Below are 16491 nucleotides of genomic sequence, written 5' to 3'. Positions count from 1 at the left end.
CGACGGGCGCCGGGCACACTTCCCCCGGACGCCGGAAGCGAATCAGCAGATCATCTCGCCTCTATACTTCTACAGTTGTGTAGAAATCAACTGCACACGTTCTCCGTGTACGGAAGAAGGAGTGGACGCCACGATGGTGTTCAAGAAGCTGCTCGGCTCGCTCGGCGTAGGGGGACCGACCGTGGACACGGTCCTGGAGCCGGGGGCCGTGATTCCCGGGGGCAGCCTCAGCGGCCAGGTCCGCCTGAAGGGCGGCGGCGCCGACTTCACGGTCGAGCACATCACACTGGAGCTCGTCGCCCACGTCGAGGCGGAGCACGAGGAGGGCGAGTCCGAGGGCGCCGTCGCCTTCGACCGCTTCACCGTGAGCGGTGGTTTCGTGCTGGCCGAGGGCGCGGAGCACATCGTGCCCTTCAGCGTGACGCTTCCCTGGGAGACCCCGGTCACCGAGCTCTACGGCCAGGACCTCGGGATCGTACTCGGCGTGCGCACGGAGCTCTCGGTGGCGGGCGCCAGGGACAAGGGGGACCTCGACCGGCTCACGGTGGGCCCGCTGCCCGCGCAGGAGGCCGTTCTCGAGGCGTTCGGCCGGCTCGGGTTCGGCTTCAGGTCGGCCGATCTGGAGCTGGGCCACATCCACGGCAGCGGACAGCGGCTTCCCTTCTACCAGGAGATCGAGCTGTCACCCTCACCGCGCTACGCGGACCGGATCAACGAGATCGAGGTGACGTTCCTCGCCGGAGCCGACCACCTGGACGTCGTGCTGGAGGCGGACAAGCGAGGAGGCCTCTTCTCCGGCGGCGGCAACGCCGTCAGCCGCTTCACCATCGGCCATCACGAGGTTCAGGGGCGCGACTGGGCCACCGAGGTCGACGGGTGGGTCCAGGCGCTGGCCGAAGCCCGCTCGGCTCTCGGCGCCCCCGAGGCGTACGGCGCCGCCGAGAGCCACGGACACGATGACGGGCACGCACATCGTTCGGGCCCCGGCCTCGGCACCGCCGTGGCCGCCGGTGCGGCGGGCGTCGCCGTCGGCGTGGTGGGCGGGATGGTGGCCGCCGAAGTCATCGACGAGGTGGGCGACTTCTTCGAGGGGGACGAGGAGGAGGACGAGGGCGACGAGGGCTGAGGTCCGGCCGGGAGACGCCCTGCCACAGTCTTCTACAGTGCTGTAGATTTGGCGCGCCCCGGCCACCCCAGGGCATCGTCGAGGTCGCCGCGCAGGCGTCCCGGACCGCCAGGGAGAGACTGCCGTCATGTTCGGAATCAGCGAGATCGCCCTCTTCATCATCATCGCCGTCGTGATCTTCGGCGCCAGGAAGCTCCCGGAACTCGCCCGCTCCCTGGGCAAGTCGGCGCGGATCCTGAAGAGCGAGGCGCAGGCTCTGAAGAGCGACGGCGCCTCTCCCGCCGATCCGGCGGAGAACGGGTCGGGTACGGCGGGCCCCCGCGTCATCAAGGGCACCGCCACCGAGAGGACCGGACAGCACTGAGGTTCGATCGGCCCCGCCACCCGGTGGGGTGGGCTTCGGCGTGTCAGGGTCCCGTGGTCGAGCGGAATCCCCCGGAGGGGACACCGTGGACGAAGGACACACGAGCCGGAGCGAGGGGCCATGGACAGCAAGGACGACACCGGCGGACTGCGGTGTCTGGTGACAGGCGCGACGGGATACATCGGCGGACGCCTCGTACCCGAGCTGCTGGACGCGGGCCACCGGGTGCGCTGCCTGGCGCGCACGCCGGAGAAGCTCCGGGACCATCCCTGGGCGGGCGAGGCCGAGGTCGTCAAGGGGGACGTGACCGACGCCGAGTCCGTGCGCGCCGCGATGCGGGACATCGACGTCGCCTACTACCTGGTGCACGCCCTCACCAGCGGTTCGGGCTTCGAGAAGACCGACCGCGAGGCGGCCCGGATCTTCGGCGAGCAGGCGCGGGCCGCCGGAGTCGGCCGCATCGTGTATCTGGGCGGTCTCACTCCCGCCGACGTCCCCGAGCGGGATCTGTCCCCCCATCTCCGTTCCCGTGCCGAGGTCGGACGCATCCTCCTCGAATCGGGTGTGCCGTCGACCGTGCTGCGCGCCGCGGTGATCATCGGTTCGGGTTCGGCGTCCTTCGAGATGCTCCGCTATCTCACCGAGCGGCTCCCGGTCATGGTCACCCCGAGCTGGGTGTCGACGAGGATCCAGCCGATCGCGGTCCGGGACGTGCTCCGCTATCTCGTGGGCAGTGCGGACATGCCGGCCGAGGTGAACCGCACCTTCGACATCGGCGGTCCCGATGTGATGACGTACCGGGACATGATGCAGAAGTACGCCAAGGTCGCCAGGCTCCCCCACCGCCTGATCCTTCCGGTGCCGATGCTGTCGCCGGGGCTGTCCAGCCACTGGGTCGGACTGGTGACCCCCGTGCCGGCGTCGATCGCCCGGCCCCTCGCGGAGTCCCTGCGCTACGAGGTCGTGTGCCACGAGCACGACATCGCCGACCACGTCCCCGACGGCCCCGGACAGCCCTTCTCCTTCGACACCGCCCTCTCGCTCGCCCTGCAGCGAATCCGCGAGGCCCGGGTGACGACCCGGTGGTCCTCGGCCTCCACCCCCGGCATCCCCAGCGATCCGCTGCCCACCGACCCCGACTGGGCGGGCGGGAGTCTGTACACGGATGTGCGCGAGCTCGATGTCGACGCGTCACCCGATGCCCTGTGGCGGGTCATCGAGGGCATCGGAGGCGACAACGGCTGGTATTCGTTCCCGTTGGCGTGGGCGGTCCGGGGCTGGATGGACCGGCTGGTCGGCGGAGTGGGCCTGCGCCGGGGCCGACGGGACGCCCAACGGCTGCGGGTCGGCGACTCGCTGGACTTCTGGCGGGTCGAGGAGATCGAGCCGGGCCGGCTGCTCAGGCTCCGCGCGGAGATGCGGCTCCCGGGCCTGGCCTGGCTGGAGATGTACGCCGAGCAGGGCAAGGACGGCCGGTCCCACTACCGCCAGCGGGCGGTCTTCCACCCCAACGGCCTGCTCGGGCACGCGTACTGGTGGAGCGTCTCCCCCTTCCACGCGGTGGTCTTCGGCGGGATGGCACGCAACATCGCACAGGCCGCGATCAAGGGAACGGCGGGTGGCCGGGCATGACCGTGGCAGTGGTCCTCTTCACCTCCGACCTCCGGCTGCACGACCATCCACCGCTGCACGCGGCCCTGGCCTCGGCCGACGAGGTGGTCCCCCTGTTCGTCCTGGACGACGCCGTCCACGACGCCGGGTACGACGCGCCCAACCGGCGCGCGTTCCTCTCCGACTGCCTGCACGACCTCGACGCGGGGCTCCGCGAGCGGGGCGGGCGTCTGGTCGTCCGCCGGGGTGATGTCGCCGACGAGGTCGGCAGGGTCGTCAAGGAGACCGGTGCGGACGCGGTTCACGTGGCGGCCGGCGTCAGCGCGTTCGCCCAGCGACGCGAGGAGCGGCTGCGCGAAACGCTCTCGTCGATGGGCTGCCCGCTGCGGGTGCACGACGCGGTCGTCACGGCGGTCGCACCCGGCGCGGTGGTGCCCTCGGGGGCGGGAAGGGACCACTTCGCCGTCTTCACCCCGTACTTCCGGCGCTGGTCCGGCGAGGGGACCCGCTCCCCGTTCGGGGCTCCTCGTACCGTGCGCGTACCGAAGGACCCCGGGTCCGTGCCGCTGCCTTCGCGGTCCGGGCTCACGGGACTCTCCCCCGGCCTCGCAAAGGGCGGGGAGACCGAGGGGCGCAAGCTGTTCGGCGCTTGGCGCCGGAACGGTCTCGCGTCGTACGAGGACCGTCACGACGACCTCGCAGGTGACGCGACCTCGCGGCTCTCGCCGCATCTGCACTTCGGCACCCTCTCCCCCACCGAGCTCGTCGACCGGGCCCGCGCTGCGGGCGGTCCGGGGGCGGAGGCGTTCGTGCGGCAGTTGTGCTGGCGGGACTTCCACCACCAGGTCCTGGCCGCGCACCCGGAGGCATCCCGCTCCGACTACCGCCCCCGGGACGACCGTTGGCGCACCGGGCGGGCGGCGGAGAAGGACACGGCCGCCTGGAAGGAGGGCCGCACCGGCTATCCGATCGTCGACGCGGCGATGCGTCAGCTGCTCCACCAGGGCTGGATGCACAACAGGGGACGGCTGCTGGCGGCAAGCTTCCTCACCAAGACGCTGTACATCGACTGGCGCACCGGAGCGCGTCATTTCCTCGAGCTTCTGGTCGACGGGGACATCGCCAACAATCAGCTGAACTGGCAGTGGGTGGCGGGCACGGGCACGGACACCCGGCCCAACAGGGTCCTGAATCCGGTGACGCAGGCCAAGCGGTACGACCCGAAGGGTGAGTACGTACGCCGCTGGGTGCCCGAACTCGCGGGGATCGCAGGGTCCGCCGTCCATGAGCCGTGGAAGCTGCCGGGCTCGGAGCGCTCCGCCTACGACTATCCGGATCCGGTCGTCGGACTGCCGGAAGGGCTGGCGCGCTTCAAGGACGCACGCGGACTCGACTGAGGCCGGCTCGGCCGAAGCGGACCGCACCGGAACCGGCGGGCAGCCGGGCCGCACCGAAGCCCCTCTGCGACCGGCGGGCCCAACCGGTCGGCCCGGCGAAGCCCCTGCACCCGGCCGGTCGGCCGTCCCGGCGAAGCCCCCCACCCCCTGCCGGTCGGACACCCTGGTAAAGCCGGGCCCGGCCGGTCGGCCGGGCACCCTGTCCGTCACGGCTGCGGTTCAGACCCTGCGCCAGCGCGCGTTGGCCCAGGAGAAGAGGCCGAAGGCGGCGAGGCCGAGCGCGACCAGCACGAGCAGCCAGGGCCCCGCGGGAGTCTCGGTGAAGGAGCGCAGGGTGTCGTCCATGCCCTTGGCGCGGCCCGGTTCGTGCTGGACGGCGGCGGCCACGGCGAACCCGCCGGCCGTCGCGAAGACCGCACCCCGGACGGCTCCGCCGAAGACACCGGTGACATCGACGGCCTGACGGACCTTCTTCGTCATCTCGGCCATCTTCAGATGCTTGTGGAACTTGCGCATGACGGCCCGTCCGGCGATCCACAGGCCCGCGCAGGTCACGGCGGCTCCGGCGATCCCGACGATCCACTGGCCACCGGTCCACTCCAGGGCGCGCGCCGTGACGTCGTCGGTCTGCCGGTCGCTGGATCCGCTGCCGCTGCCGCTGTCACCGGCGGCGTAGGAGAGGACGGAGTACGACGCGAAGGAGTAGAAGACGAAACGGGCCGCGGCCATGGCCCGCTTGCCCGCCTTGCGTCCGTCCGGGCCGGCCTGCCCGAACAACGCCTCGGACAGCCGCCAGAGCGCCATCCCGGCCAGGGCCACGCCCAGCACCCAGAGCAGGAGGTTCCCGAAGGGCTTCTCGGCTATCTCCGCGATCGCGCCGCCTCGGTCGGCCTGCTTCCCGCCCCCGTCGGAGAAGGCGATGCGCAGGGCCAGCAGGCCCACCAGGAGGTAGATCACTCCACGGGCCACGAACCCGGCGCGGGCTCCCGCTTCCACGGCCCGGCTGTTGGCCGCCCGTCTGGCCTGACCTCGTGCGTTCATCGACATTGCGTTCGTATTCATGCACTGCCGGATGCCCCTGAAACGCAGATCAATGCGGGGGCGTCAGGGCGCGTCAGGCGTTGTCGTCCGTCGGCTCGCCCTCGGCGGCCGTCTGCCCCTTGGCGCGTCGGCCGACGACGGCTGCCGCCGCGAGCGCGCTTCCGGCGAACGCGAGGGCGACGACCCAGGGCCGGTCCAGGACATGCCCGGTGGCATGGTCCAGGGAGTAGCGTCCGGCACCGGTCACCCCGATCGCGGCGGCGGTGAAGCCCAGGAACGCGGGGTACTCGTAGCCGCCGGCGGTCGCGAAGAAGCCCGCGGGCGCGTGTACGGCGACGGCACCCGCCATCGTGCCGGCCGCGGCAGCGCCGGCGGCCGGGGTGGCCAGTCCGAGGGCCAGCAGGATTCCGCCGCCCGTCTCGCCGAGTCCGGCGGCCATGGCGCTGTGCTTCGGCGGGTCGAAGCCCATGGCCTCCATGGCCGCGGTGGTGCCCTCGATGCCGCCTCCGCCGAACCACCCGGCCAGTTTCTGGCTGCCGTGGGCCGCGAGGACCGCCCCCGTCCCGACCCTGAGCACGAGGAGTCCTAGGTCACGTCGGTTGATGCAGGTCATGGGGTGGCTCCTGTCGGCGAGGAGGGTGCGCGCGGGAGGGAAGGCGTACGCATCCACTGTCGTCCGGGCCGGGAAGCGAGGTCCGGTGGTGTTACGCCATTCGTGGACCGACCCTGCGAGGACTGCGACGTACGCCATTGTGCAACTAGTTGCATAAAGCGTTCCGGGTGGTCTACAACTGGCTCGACGACACCTGCGAGGAGACCCGGATGAGCCCGTACCCCACCCTGCTGAGCCCGCTCGATCTCGGGTTCACCACGCTCCCCAACCGGGTGCTGATGGGCTCGATGCACATCGGCCTCGAGGAGGTCGAGCGTGGTTTCGAGCGGATGGCGGCGTTCTACGCGGCGCGGGCGCGCGGTGGGGTGGGCCTCATCGTCACCGGCGGGATCGCGCCCAGCGAGCGTGCGTGCTCCTTCCCCGGCGGCGCGAAGATGACCACCGAGGCGGAGGCGGAGCAGCACGCCGAAGTCACCTCGGCCGTGCACGCGGCGGGCAGCCGGATCGCGATGCAGATCCTGCACTTCGGGCGCTACGCCCACCACCCGGACCTGGTGGCGCCCAGTGCGCTCAAAGCTCCGATCAGCGGGTTCACCCCGCACGCGCTGACGGACGACGAGGTCGAGGAGACCATCGAGGACTTCGTGCGGGCGGCACAACTCGCGCGCCGCGCCGGCTACGACGGGGTCGAGATCATGGGCTCCGAGGGCTATCTGATCAACGAGTTCATCGTCGCGGCGACCAATCACCGCGAGGACCGCTGGGGTGGTTCGTACGAGAACCGCATCCGCTTCCCCGTCGAGATCGTGCGCAGGGTCCGCGAGCGGGTCGGCCCCGACTTCATCCTGATCTACCGGCTGTCGATGCTGGACCTGGTGCCGGGTGGTTCCACCCTGGAGGAGGTCGTGCACCTAGCCCGCGAGATCGAGGCCGCCGGGGCGACCATCATCAACACCGGCATCGGCTGGCACGAGGCCCGTATCCCGACCATCGCCACCTCGGTGCCGCGCGGCGCCTTCACCTGGGTGACGGAGCGGGTCCGCGGCGCGGTCTCGGTTCCGCTGGTGACCAGCAACCGCATCAACACCCCCGAACTGGCCGAGGAGGTGCTCGCCTCGGGCCGCGCGGACATGGTGTCGATGGCACGGCCCTTCCTCGCCGACCCGGATTTCGTGGCGAAGGCGGCCGAGGGCCGTGCCGACGCGATCAACACCTGCATCGGCTGCAACCAGGCCTGCCTGGACCACATCTTCAGCCTGCAGATCACCTCCTGCCTGGTGAATCCCCGCGCCTGCCACGAGACGGAGCTGGTGCTGTCCCCGACCCGTACGCGCAAGCGCGTCGCCGTCGTCGGCGCCGGGCCCGCGGGGCTTGCGTGCGCGGTCACGGCCTCCGAGCGCGGTCACGCGGTGACGCTGTTCGACACGGCCGACGAGATCGGCGGCCAGCTGAACGTCGCGCGACGGGTCCCCGGCAAGGAGGAGTTCGACGAGACGCTGCGCTACTTCCGTACGCGGCTCGCCGAGGAGGGCGTCGAGCTGCGGCTCGGTACCCCGGCCACGGCCGCCGCGGTCGAAGGGTTCGACGAGATCGTCCTCGCCACCGGAGTCGAGCCGCGCACCCCCGCCATCCCCGGCGTCGGGCACCCGAGCGTGGTCAGCTACCTGGACGTCCTGCGTGACGGCGCGGAGGTCGGCGACCGGGTGGCGGTGATCGGCGCGGGCGGAATCGGTTTCGACGTCGCCGAGTTCCTGACCGACGGTGGCGACGGCGCGAGCCTGGACCCCGAGGTCTTCTTCAGGCAGTGGGGTGTGGACACCGGTTACGCGGACCGGGGCGGGCTTCGGGCCCCGGAGCGCCCGAAGACACCGCGCACGGTGCACCTGGTGCAGCGCAAGACGACCAAGGTCGGGGCCGGCCTGGGCAAGACCACCGGCTGGATCCACCGGACCGAACTGCGCCACCGGGGCGTGACGATGATCGCGGGCGCCTCGTACGACCTCATCGACGACGCGGGGCTGCACCTCACGGTGGACGGCGAGCAGCATCTGCTTCCGGTCGACACGGTGGTGCTGTGCGCGGGCCAGGAACCCCGGCGTGAGCTGTACGAGGAGCTGCGCGCGGCGGGCCGGCCCGTGCATCTGATCGGCGGCGCCGACGTGGCGGCCGAGCTGGACGCCAAGCGCGCGATCCGCCAGGGCACGGAGCTGGCCGCGGAGCTGTGACGGGGCGGGACACGCCGTCCCTAGGATGCACACCATGTCACTGCCGCACGCGATCCTCACGGCCCTGCTCGAGAAGCCGTCGTCCGGTCTCGAACTGACGCGGAGGTTCGACCGGTCGATCGGCTACTTCTGGCCGTCCACGCATCAGCAGATCTACCGCGAGCTGGGAAAGCTGGAACAGGCCGGGCACATCCGGGTCCTGCCGTCGGCGCAGCGGGCCCGTGGGCAGAAGAAGGAGTACGAGGTGCTGGCCGCGGGCCGCGAGGAGCTGGCCGGCTGGGTGTCGCTGGCCGAGGACCCGCGGCCGGTCCGCGATCCGCTGCTGCTCAGGATGAGGGCGGCCGCCGTGGTCGGGGCGCCCGGTCTCGCCGGGGAGCTGCGCAGGCATCTCGTGCTGCACCAGGGACAGCTGGCGGAGTACCTGGAGATCGAGCGGCGGGACTTCCCTCCGGAGCGGACCGCCGACGAGGACCGGCTGCGTCATCTGGTGCTGCGCGGGGGGATCGACCTGGAGACGTTCTGGACCGGCTGGCTGACCAGGGCGATCGACGATCTGGAGGGGTCCGGGCGTTCCGGGACGGAGGGCGGCGCCGGGGCCGGGTTCTCGGACGCCGGTTAGGTCGGACGCTCCCCTGCGTCCCGGACGCCGGCGAGCACGTCTCCGGGCTTCGGGCGGCTCCGCGCTCCCCCTCGGGCCGTCTGTCGGCCCGAGGGGATGGGCCAGGACTACTGCCCGGGGCCACCCTGAGTCCCGACCGGCTCCGCCCTGAGCAGGATCGGCTCGGCGGGGCGGGGGACGGAGAGGGACGGCACGGCGATGACGACCCGCGACGGCACACCCGGCGCGGGTGGCCCGGCCGGGACGGGCAGCACCGGAACGGCCGGGGCGGGTGGCGCGCTCGGCGCGGGTGACACGGCCGGGACCGGTGCCGTGGCCAGGGCTTCGGGCTCGCCCTCCGCCTGCGCGCGGCTGAGCAGGATCACGCCCCGCACGGCGGCGGCAGCCCCGATGAGCGCCGGGATCACCCCGAGCAGCCCGCCCTGGAGACGTTCGCCGAGCAGGACCAGACCGATGGCAGCGGCGGCCACCGGATTGGTGAGGGTGACCACGGCGAGCGGGGCGCCCAGGCCGCCCCGGTAGGCGGTCTGGGAGAGCAGCAGGCCGCCCAGGGCGAAGAAGGAGACGAGCAGTGCCACGGTCACCAGCCGCCAGCTGAGCAGCGGCCCCGAGTGGTCGGTGGCGGCGACCGTCAGCGTCTGGGTGAGCGCGGAGGCCACCCCGGAGGTGATGCCCGAAGCGGCGGCGTGCCGGAGGCCGGGCCGGGTGCCCGGGCGGCTGAGGACCGCGACGAGCGTCATGGTCACGGCCCCGACGCCCACGGCCTCGGGCAGCGTCAGCGTGTCGTGCGGCGCGGTGCCTCCGGCCGCCAGGAGCAGCGCGGCGAGGCCGAGGAGGGTCAGGAGCGTCCCGCGCCATTCCGTACGGCTGACGCGGCGCCCCGCCGAGCGGGCTCCCAGCGGGACGGCGGCCACGAGGGTGAGCGCGCCGAGCGGCTGGACCAGGGTGAGCGGTCCGTATTTCAGCGCGGCGACGTGCAGGAGGGCCCCGGCCGCGTTCAGGCCGACCGCCGACCACCAGGCTCCGCGGGCCATCAGCCGCAGCGCTCCGGTGGAGGGGTCGGTTCGGCCGGCGAGCCGGGCCTGGGCCACCGCGGCGGAGGCGTAGGCGACGGCGGACACCAGGGAGAGCGCGACGGCCATGAGCGTGGCGTTCATCGGCGTACCCCCTGTCGTGCGTACGCCGGGGACGCGTAGCGCTGGGCGGGGACGGCGGCCGGCCACGGGAGGTGGGGGGTGATCGGGGTGCTGGGCAGCCTGATCGCGGCGTAGGCGACGGCGAGCATCGCGGAGACCACGATCGAGTCGAGCCAGTAGTGGTTGGCGGTACCCACGATGACGAGCAGCGTGATCAGGGGGTGCAGCAGCCACAGCAGGCGCCACCGGGAGCGGGTCGCGACGATGAGCCCGACGGCGATCACGAGGGCCCAGCCGAAGTGCAGGGAGGGCATGGCGGCGAACTGGTTGGCCATCGGGTCGGTCGCGGGGCTGTCCCCGTACACCGTCGGGCCGTAGACCTGGCCGGTGTCGACGAGGCCCGCCGCGTGCAGCATCCTCGGCGGCGCGAGCGGGAAGAGCAGGTGCACGGCGAGTGCCGCGCCGGTGAGCGCGGTCAGGATGCGGCGCGACCAGACGTAGTGGCGCGGCTTGCGCCAGTACAGCCAGATCAGGAACGCCAGCGTCGCCGGGAAGTGCACGGTCGCGTAGTAGGTGTTCGCCGCCTGGATCAGGGTGGGACTGTGCAGCAGAAGGCCCTGCACGGCGCCTTCGCCGGGGAGCCCTGCGGCTCGTTCGAAGCCCCAGACCTGTCCGGCGTTGTGGAAGGCCTCGTCGACATGGCCGGTCGCGGCCATCCGGCCGAGTTTGTAGACGAGGAAGAGTCCGGCTACGAGAAGCAGCTCACGGACGAGGGGCGGTCGGGCTGATATGTCCGGCTCCCGCTCCGCAGGCTCCCTGCGGGTGTGCATCACCCGTGCCCCTTTGCTGACGGTGCGCTGTTACGACATCGGTCCGGCCAGTCCGGACGTATCGATACGCCAGTGTACCGATACGCAGGCGTATCGGTACACGAGCGTATCGGTACACTGGCGTATCGAGGGTCCCCAGCCGCACAGCCGCAGAGAGGGAAGCAGATGCCGTCGCCCGGTTCAGCACAGGAGTCACCGCCCGCTTCACGCAGGTCGAAGATCACACCTGAGCGGGCACAGGAGCTCTACACCGCCGTGCTGGACCTGCTCAGGGAGAGCGGTTACGAATCGCTGACCATGGAGGGCGTCGCCTCCCGCACCCGCTGCGGGAAGTCCACGCTCTACCGCCAGTGGGGCTCCAAGCCGGAGCTGGTCGTCGCCGCGCTGCACGGCACCCGGCAGACCCTGCTCTCGGACATCGACACGGGCAGCCTGGGCGGAGACCTCAGGGCGGCGGCGCGGGCCGTGGAGACGGCGTCCGGCAAGGACACCCCGCTGATGCACGCGCTCAGCCATGCCGCACTCCAGAATCCCGACCTGCTCTGCGCGCTGCGCTCCACGCTCATCGCGCCGTCGATCGCGGCGATCGACGCGATGGTCGAGCGGGCCGTCCGGCGCGGCGAGATCGACGCCGACAACCCCGCGACGGACTACGTGGCGGCCCAGGTGCTCGGCATCATCCGCGCCCGGCCGCTCCTGGAGGGGCGGTACGCCGACGAAGCCTTCCTGACCCGCTTCATCGAGTGCGCCGTGCTTCCCGCACTCGGACTCCCTTCGTCCCCGCCGGATCCCGTGGAACACGGGGACGGTCCACCCGCTCGCGGGGAGAGCGGGTCCTGATGAACGTGGGCCGTCACCCGAGCGGATGACGACGGCCCACCCGCGCGCCGCACCGTGGGGACGGGGTCGGCGCACAACCGGCCGGCCGGCGGTTTCTTCGGAAGCCGCCGGCCGGCCGCGTTCGTACCGCCACCCCCTTCTCGTCCCCTTGACGACATATGGAGGCCGTCGTTATCGTCGTCATGACGAGAAAGAGGGGGTCCCGACATGGCCGACATCACCCGGCGCCTCGGCTGGCGGCATCTGCGCTCCGCGCCCACCACGCACATCCGCCACCACAAGCGCGGCAGGCTCGCCCACGACGGGACGGGGCTGAGCTTCTGGTACCGCTCGCTGTCCGCGGCGCTGTCCGAGGTCCCGGTGGATGACCGGGAGCTGGCGATGGCCTTCCACGCGCGCACGGCCGACTTCCAGGACGTGACCGTGCAGGCGACCGTCACCTACCGGATCAGCGACCCCGCCGAGGCCGCCGCGCGGCTCGACTTCTCCGTCGACCCCGACACCGGGGTCTGGCGCGGTGCGCCTCTGGAACAGATCGCCACCCTGCTCACCGAGACCGCGCAGCAGCACACCCTCGACGTCCTGGCCCGCACCCCCCTGGCCACCGCGCTGGTGGACGGCGTCGCCGCCGTACGGGAGCGGGTCGCGACCGGGCTCGCGGCCGAGCCCCGGCTGCCGGCCACCGGCATCGACGTGGTCGCCGTGCGGGTGGTCGCCATCCGCCCGGAGGCGGAGGTCGAGCGCGCCCTGCGCACCCCGGCCAGGGAGCAGATCCAGCAGGAGGCCGACAGGTCGGTCTACGAACGCCGGGCGGTCGCCGTGGAGCGTGAGCGCACCATCGCCGAGAACGAGCTCGCCAGCAAGATCGAGCTGGCGCGCCGCGAGGAGCAGCTCGTCGACCAGCGGGGCACCAACGCCCGCCGGGAGGCGGAGGAGAAGTCGGCGGCCGACGGGGTGCGCACGGAGGCCGAGGCGGCGCGCAAGGTCCGCCTGGCCCGCGCGGAGGCCGAGGCTGCGCGCGACGTCGGGGCGGCCCGCGCCGAGGCGCAGTCGGCCTGGCTGCGGGCGCACGGGGACGTCGACCCCGCCACCCTGCGCGCCCTGGCGGCGACCCGGTTGGCGGAGAACCTGCCCCGCATCGACAGCCTGACCCTCTCCCCCGACGTGCTCACGGGCCTGCTCGCCCGGCTCGGAAGGCCGGAACCGGAGGCACGGGCGTGAGCCTCGCGCCCCGCGCGGTGCTGGTGCACCGCACGACGGAGTACGAGGAACTGCTCGCCCGGCACGGTACGCACGGTCAGGCCGCGTTCGTGCTCGCCGGGCGCGGCCGGTCCGTCGAGGAGGTCGCCGAGCGCCACCGGCGCAACGAGCAGGCGCTCACGGAAGTGGCCGCCGCCCTGCCGCTGCGGTGGCGCAGGACGCGGGTGGAGCGGGCGGATCTCGACCGCTTCCTGTTCGGCCCGGAGGACGTGGTGGTCGTGGTCGGGCAGGACGGCCTGGTCGCCAATGCGGCGAAGTACCTGTCCGGGCAGCCGGTCGTGGGCATCGACACCGATCCGGGCCGCAACCCCGGCGTCCTCGTACGCCACCGCCCGCGCGACGCGGCCGCACTGTGCCTGGCCGCCGTCGACGGCGGCGGGAAGGTGGACGCGCTCACGATGGCGGAGGCCGTCGCCGACGACACCCAGCGGCTGCTCGCCCTGAACGAGATCTACCTGGGACCGCCGGGCCACCAGACCGCGCGGTACCGCATCGGCCCCGAAGGCACGCCCACCGCCGGTGAGTCACAGGCGTCCTCGGGCGTCCTGGTCGGAACGGGCACGGGCTCCACCGGCTGGCTGCGCTCCCTCTGGCTGGAGCGCGGCAGCCGGCTGCGGCTGCCGGCCCCGTCCGATCCCCGGCTGGTCTGGTTCGTCCGCGAGGCCTGGCCGTCCCCCGCCACCGGTACGTCGATGGTCTCGGGCGAGCTGGGGCGCCGGGACGGGCTGACGCTCACCGTCGAGTCGGACCGCCTGGTGGTGTTCGGCGACGGGATGGAGTCCGACGCGCTGGAGCTGACATGGGGTCAGTCGGTGCGGCTGGGAGTCTCGGACACCACGCTCAATCTGGTGGCCTGACGGCTCGCGCCCCTCCGGCCGCCGGCACGGGCGCACCTCAGCCGGGGACCTCCGTTCACCGGGGGCCAGGGGTGGAGCCGGAGGCCGGGGGCCAGGGGTGGAGCCGGAGGCCGGGGCTCCCACGAGCCGTCCGGCCGGTGCGAGGATGGCGGGCATGGCCGATGATCTCGCGAACGTCCCGACCCGCAACACCCGTCCGCCGCTGGCCCAGGCCGCGTTCGGAGTCGGTGTCGTCGTACAGGACACGGAGGGCAGGATCCTGCTCGGCAGGCACCGCGACGGCACATGGGAGCTGCCCGGAGGGAAGGTCGACCCGACGCACGAGTCGGTCGCGGCGGCGGCGGCCCGCGAGCTGCGCGAGGAGACCGGACTGCGGGTGACCGAGGAAGAGGTGGACGTCTTCGCGATGGTGCACGACGTGGTGGGGGGCATCAACCGGATCAGCATGGCGGCGCTGGTGACGGTGGAGTCGGCGGTCGCCCGGGTCACCGAGCCGCACCTCATGAGCGCATGGCGCTGGACCGCTCCCGACGAACTGCCCGGCCCGCTCTTCCACCCCTCGGCCCAGATCCTGGCCGTCTGGCGCCCCGACCTGGGCATCGCGCATCCCGCCGCCCACCACCTCCGGGTCGTCTCTCCCCGGAGGGACCACCCTTGGCACCGGAGCCGCAGGACAGAGGCCTAGAACATGGCCTAGCTCCAATAATTATTTGCCTAGGTGTCATAGGCAGGTTTAGCGTCGATGACATGAGAGCCGTCATCGAACAGGACATCCGCGCGTCGTTCGTCAATTGCTCCAAGGGAGAGGCGAAGCGCCTGCCGCTCCCCCGCGACCTGGAGGAGCGGCCCTGGGACGATCTGGACTTCCTGGGCTGGCGCGATCTCTCGGCGCCGGACCGGAGCTACATCGTCACGGAGACGGGCGGCGAGCTGACCGGCATCACGCTCCGCTTCCCCTCCCAGCAGCGCGGCTTCCTGCACCGCAGCATGTGCTCCGTCTGCCTGACCACGCATCCCGGCAGCGGCGTCTCGCTGATGACCGCCCGCAAGCGGGGTCAGGCCGGCAGGGACGGGAATTCGGTGGGCATCTACCTCTGCACCGACCTCGACTGCTCGCTGTACGTGCGGGGGAAGAAGAAGCCGGCCCCCGGCGGCCGTTTCGAGGAGTCGCTCACGGTGGAGCAGCAGATCGAACGGACCAGGAACAAGCTCTCGGCCTTCCTGGAGACACTCGCCGCCTGAATCACAGGAAATGCGGCACTTCGTTTGCGGATGTACCAATAAGGGACTGTCCGCACGATCGGAGTAGCCCCATGGACGACTATCCGCTGCTCAACCTCTTCCTGACGATGATGTACGTGTTCCTCTGGGTGCTGTGGTTCTTCCTGCTCTTCAAGGTGGTCACGGACATCTTCCAGGACCACTCGCTGAACGGCTGGGCCAAGGCGGCCTGGCTGATCTTCGTCATCGTGCTGCCCTACGTGGGCGTGCTCGTCTACCTGATCGTCAGGGGCAAGAGCATGGGCAAGCGCGAGGCGAAGCAGGCCAAGGAGCGGGAAGATGCCTTCCGCGACTACGTGCGGCAGGCGGCACGGCCGGAGGGCGGGCCGGAGGCGGGCGGCGGCCACGTGTCCGACCTCGCCAAGCTCGCCGAGCTCAAGGAGAAGGGCCACATCAGCCAGGAGGAGTACGAGAAGGCCAAGGCCAAGCTCCTCGTCTGAGCAGACGCACCTTCCGCTCTCCCGCCCGGGGACCCGAACCGGGCGGGAGAGGCGTGTGCGGCCCCTTGTCAGAGCCTCCCGATAGCGTGCCGGCAGCCAGCTCCGACGCCTCTCCGGGAGAAAAACCGTGGACATCCTGCTCATCGCCGGCCTGTGGCTCGAAGGATCCGCATGGGACGACGTCGTGCCCGAACTCATCGCGCTCGGCCACCGTCCCGTGCCGCTCACCCTCCCCGGCCAGGGCGACGGAAACGCCGGTGCGACACTCGACGACCAGGTGGCAGCGGTGCTCGCCGCCGTCGACGCGACGCCCGGGAAGCCTCTGGTGGTGGGGCACTCCGCCGCGTCGAGCCTGGCCTGGCTGGCCGCCGACGCGCGCCCCGGGAAGGTGGCCGGGGTCGCCCTGATCGGCGGCTTCCCCGCCCCCGACGGGCAGGCGTACGCCGATTACTTCGCGATGGAGGGCGGCGTCATGCCCTTCCCGGGCTGGGGCCCCTTCGAGGGGCCGGAGGCCGCCGACCTGGACGAGCGGGCCCGGCACCGCTTCGCGTCCGCCGCCGTCCCGGTCCCCGAACAGGTCGCGAGGGGAGTCGTGCGCCTGAGCGACGAGCGCCGCTTCGACGTTCCCGTCGTGATCGTCTGCCCCGAGTTCACCCCCGCCCAGGCCAAGGAGTGGATCGCCGCGGGCGAGAGCCCCGACCTCGCCCGGGCCACCCACCTGGCCTACGTGGATCTCGACTCGGGCCACTGGCCGATGACCACCCGCCCCCGCGAGCTCGCCCGCGTCCTGGCGGAGGCCGCGCGTGCGTAGTGCCGCGGCCGGGCACGTGGGCGGACCGCTGCCGACGGCC

17 protein-coding genes are annotated in these 16491 nt (G+C 72.0%); 13 read left to right on the top strand and 4 right to left on the bottom strand.

The window, feature by feature from the left end; translation table 11 throughout:
* Positions 1-133 precede the first annotated feature (133 nt).
* From AMK10_RS20310 to AMK10_RS20295, 4 genes are all read left to right on the top strand, one after another.
* Complete coding sequence (locus tag AMK10_RS20310) at positions 134-1126, top strand: sporulation protein (RefSeq protein WP_073749368.1); 993 nt, start codon at positions 134-136, stop codon at positions 1124-1126.
* A 127-nt stretch (positions 1127-1253) separates the two neighbouring features.
* Positions 1254-1490: a twin-arginine translocase TatA/TatE family subunit gene (locus tag AMK10_RS20305; protein WP_073749214.1), complete on the top strand. Its 237-nt coding sequence runs from the start codon at positions 1254-1256 to the stop codon at positions 1488-1490.
* A 120-nt stretch (positions 1491-1610) separates the two neighbouring features.
* Entirely contained in the window at positions 1611-3122 is a 1512-nt protein-coding gene (locus AMK10_RS20300) for an SDR family oxidoreductase (RefSeq protein WP_073749213.1), read from the top strand.
* Entirely contained in the window at positions 3119-4498 is a 1380-nt protein-coding gene (locus tag AMK10_RS20295) for a cryptochrome/photolyase family protein (RefSeq protein WP_073749212.1), read from the top strand. The genes AMK10_RS20300 and AMK10_RS20295 overlap by 4 nt, the downstream gene beginning before the upstream one ends.
* A 219-nt stretch (positions 4499-4717) precedes the next feature.
* Here AMK10_RS20295 and AMK10_RS20290 read toward each other — a convergent pair whose 3' ends face one another.
* A complete protein-coding gene (locus AMK10_RS20290; RefSeq protein ID WP_073749367.1) occupies positions 4718-5539 on the bottom strand; it encodes a DUF1206 domain-containing protein in 822 nt (273 codons plus the stop codon).
* 73 nt (positions 5540-5612) lie between these two features.
* Positions 5613-6152: a DoxX family protein gene (locus AMK10_RS20285; RefSeq protein WP_073749211.1), complete on the bottom strand. Its 540-nt coding sequence runs from the start codon at positions 6150-6152 to the stop codon at positions 5613-5615.
* 209 nt (positions 6153-6361) lie between these two features.
* Here AMK10_RS20285 and AMK10_RS20280 point away from each other — a divergent pair, with 209 nt between their 5' ends.
* Both AMK10_RS20280 and AMK10_RS20275 read left to right on the top strand, forming a co-directional pair.
* On the top strand, positions 6362-8377 hold the full coding sequence (locus AMK10_RS20280) for an NADPH-dependent 2,4-dienoyl-CoA reductase (RefSeq protein ID WP_073749366.1): 2016 nt from the start codon (positions 6362-6364) through the stop codon (positions 8375-8377).
* 34 nt (positions 8378-8411) lie between these two features.
* The gene (locus AMK10_RS20275) at positions 8412-8996 is read left to right on the top strand and encodes a PadR family transcriptional regulator (RefSeq protein WP_073749365.1); all 585 of its coding nucleotides are present in this window, start codon (positions 8412-8414) and stop codon (positions 8994-8996) included.
* Positions 8997-9103: 107 nt separating this feature from the next.
* Here AMK10_RS20275 and AMK10_RS20270 read toward each other — a convergent pair whose 3' ends face one another.
* Positions 9104-10153, bottom strand: a complete 1050-nt coding sequence (locus AMK10_RS20270; protein WP_073749210.1) for a DMT family transporter — start codon at positions 10151-10153, stop codon at positions 9104-9106.
* Complete coding sequence (locus tag AMK10_RS20265; protein WP_079180779.1) at positions 10150-10962, bottom strand: phosphatase PAP2 family protein; 813 nt, start codon at positions 10960-10962, stop codon at positions 10150-10152. The genes AMK10_RS20270 and AMK10_RS20265 overlap by 4 nt, the downstream gene beginning before the upstream one ends.
* 165 nt (positions 10963-11127) lie before the next feature.
* Here AMK10_RS20265 and AMK10_RS20260 point away from each other — a divergent pair, with 165 nt between their 5' ends.
* The 7 genes from AMK10_RS20260 to AMK10_RS20230 all read left to right on the top strand — a co-directional run bounded on the left by AMK10_RS20260 (position 11128) and on the right by AMK10_RS20230 (position 16451).
* Positions 11128-11802 (top strand): TetR/AcrR family transcriptional regulator, encoded by a 675-nt coding sequence (locus tag AMK10_RS20260; protein WP_073749208.1) that lies wholly within the window; start codon positions 11128-11130, stop codon positions 11800-11802.
* A 207-nt stretch (positions 11803-12009) separates the two neighbouring features.
* Positions 12010-13023 (top strand): SPFH domain-containing protein, encoded by a 1014-nt coding sequence (locus AMK10_RS20255; RefSeq protein WP_073749207.1) that lies wholly within the window; start codon positions 12010-12012, stop codon positions 13021-13023.
* Positions 13020-13919, top strand: a complete 900-nt coding sequence (locus tag AMK10_RS20250; protein ID WP_073749206.1) for a hypothetical protein — start codon at positions 13020-13022, stop codon at positions 13917-13919. The genes AMK10_RS20255 and AMK10_RS20250 overlap by 4 nt, the downstream gene beginning before the upstream one ends.
* Before the next feature lie 154 nt (positions 13920-14073).
* Positions 14074-14604, top strand: a complete 531-nt coding sequence (locus AMK10_RS20245; protein WP_073749205.1) for a nucleotide triphosphate diphosphatase NUDT15 — start codon at positions 14074-14076, stop codon at positions 14602-14604.
* A gap of 62 nt (positions 14605-14666) precedes the next feature.
* On the top strand, positions 14667-15161 hold the full coding sequence (locus tag AMK10_RS20240; protein ID WP_073749204.1) for an FBP domain-containing protein: 495 nt from the start codon (positions 14667-14669) through the stop codon (positions 15159-15161).
* A 71-nt stretch (positions 15162-15232) separates the two neighbouring features.
* The gene (locus AMK10_RS20235; RefSeq protein ID WP_073749203.1) at positions 15233-15640 is read left to right on the top strand and encodes an SHOCT domain-containing protein; all 408 of its coding nucleotides are present in this window, start codon (positions 15233-15235) and stop codon (positions 15638-15640) included.
* Positions 15641-15767: 127 nt separating this feature from the next.
* Positions 15768-16451, top strand: a complete 684-nt coding sequence (locus AMK10_RS20230) for an alpha/beta fold hydrolase (RefSeq protein ID WP_073749202.1) — start codon at positions 15768-15770, stop codon at positions 16449-16451.
* Positions 16452-16491 lie beyond the last annotated feature (40 nt).

It is taken from the genome of Streptomyces sp. CB02058, from assembly GCF_001905505.1.
GTDB lineage: Bacteria > Actinomycetota > Actinomycetes > Streptomycetales > Streptomycetaceae > Streptomyces.
Note: the sequence above shows the minus strand (reverse complement) of the source record. Positions and strands in the feature narration are given on the sequence as shown.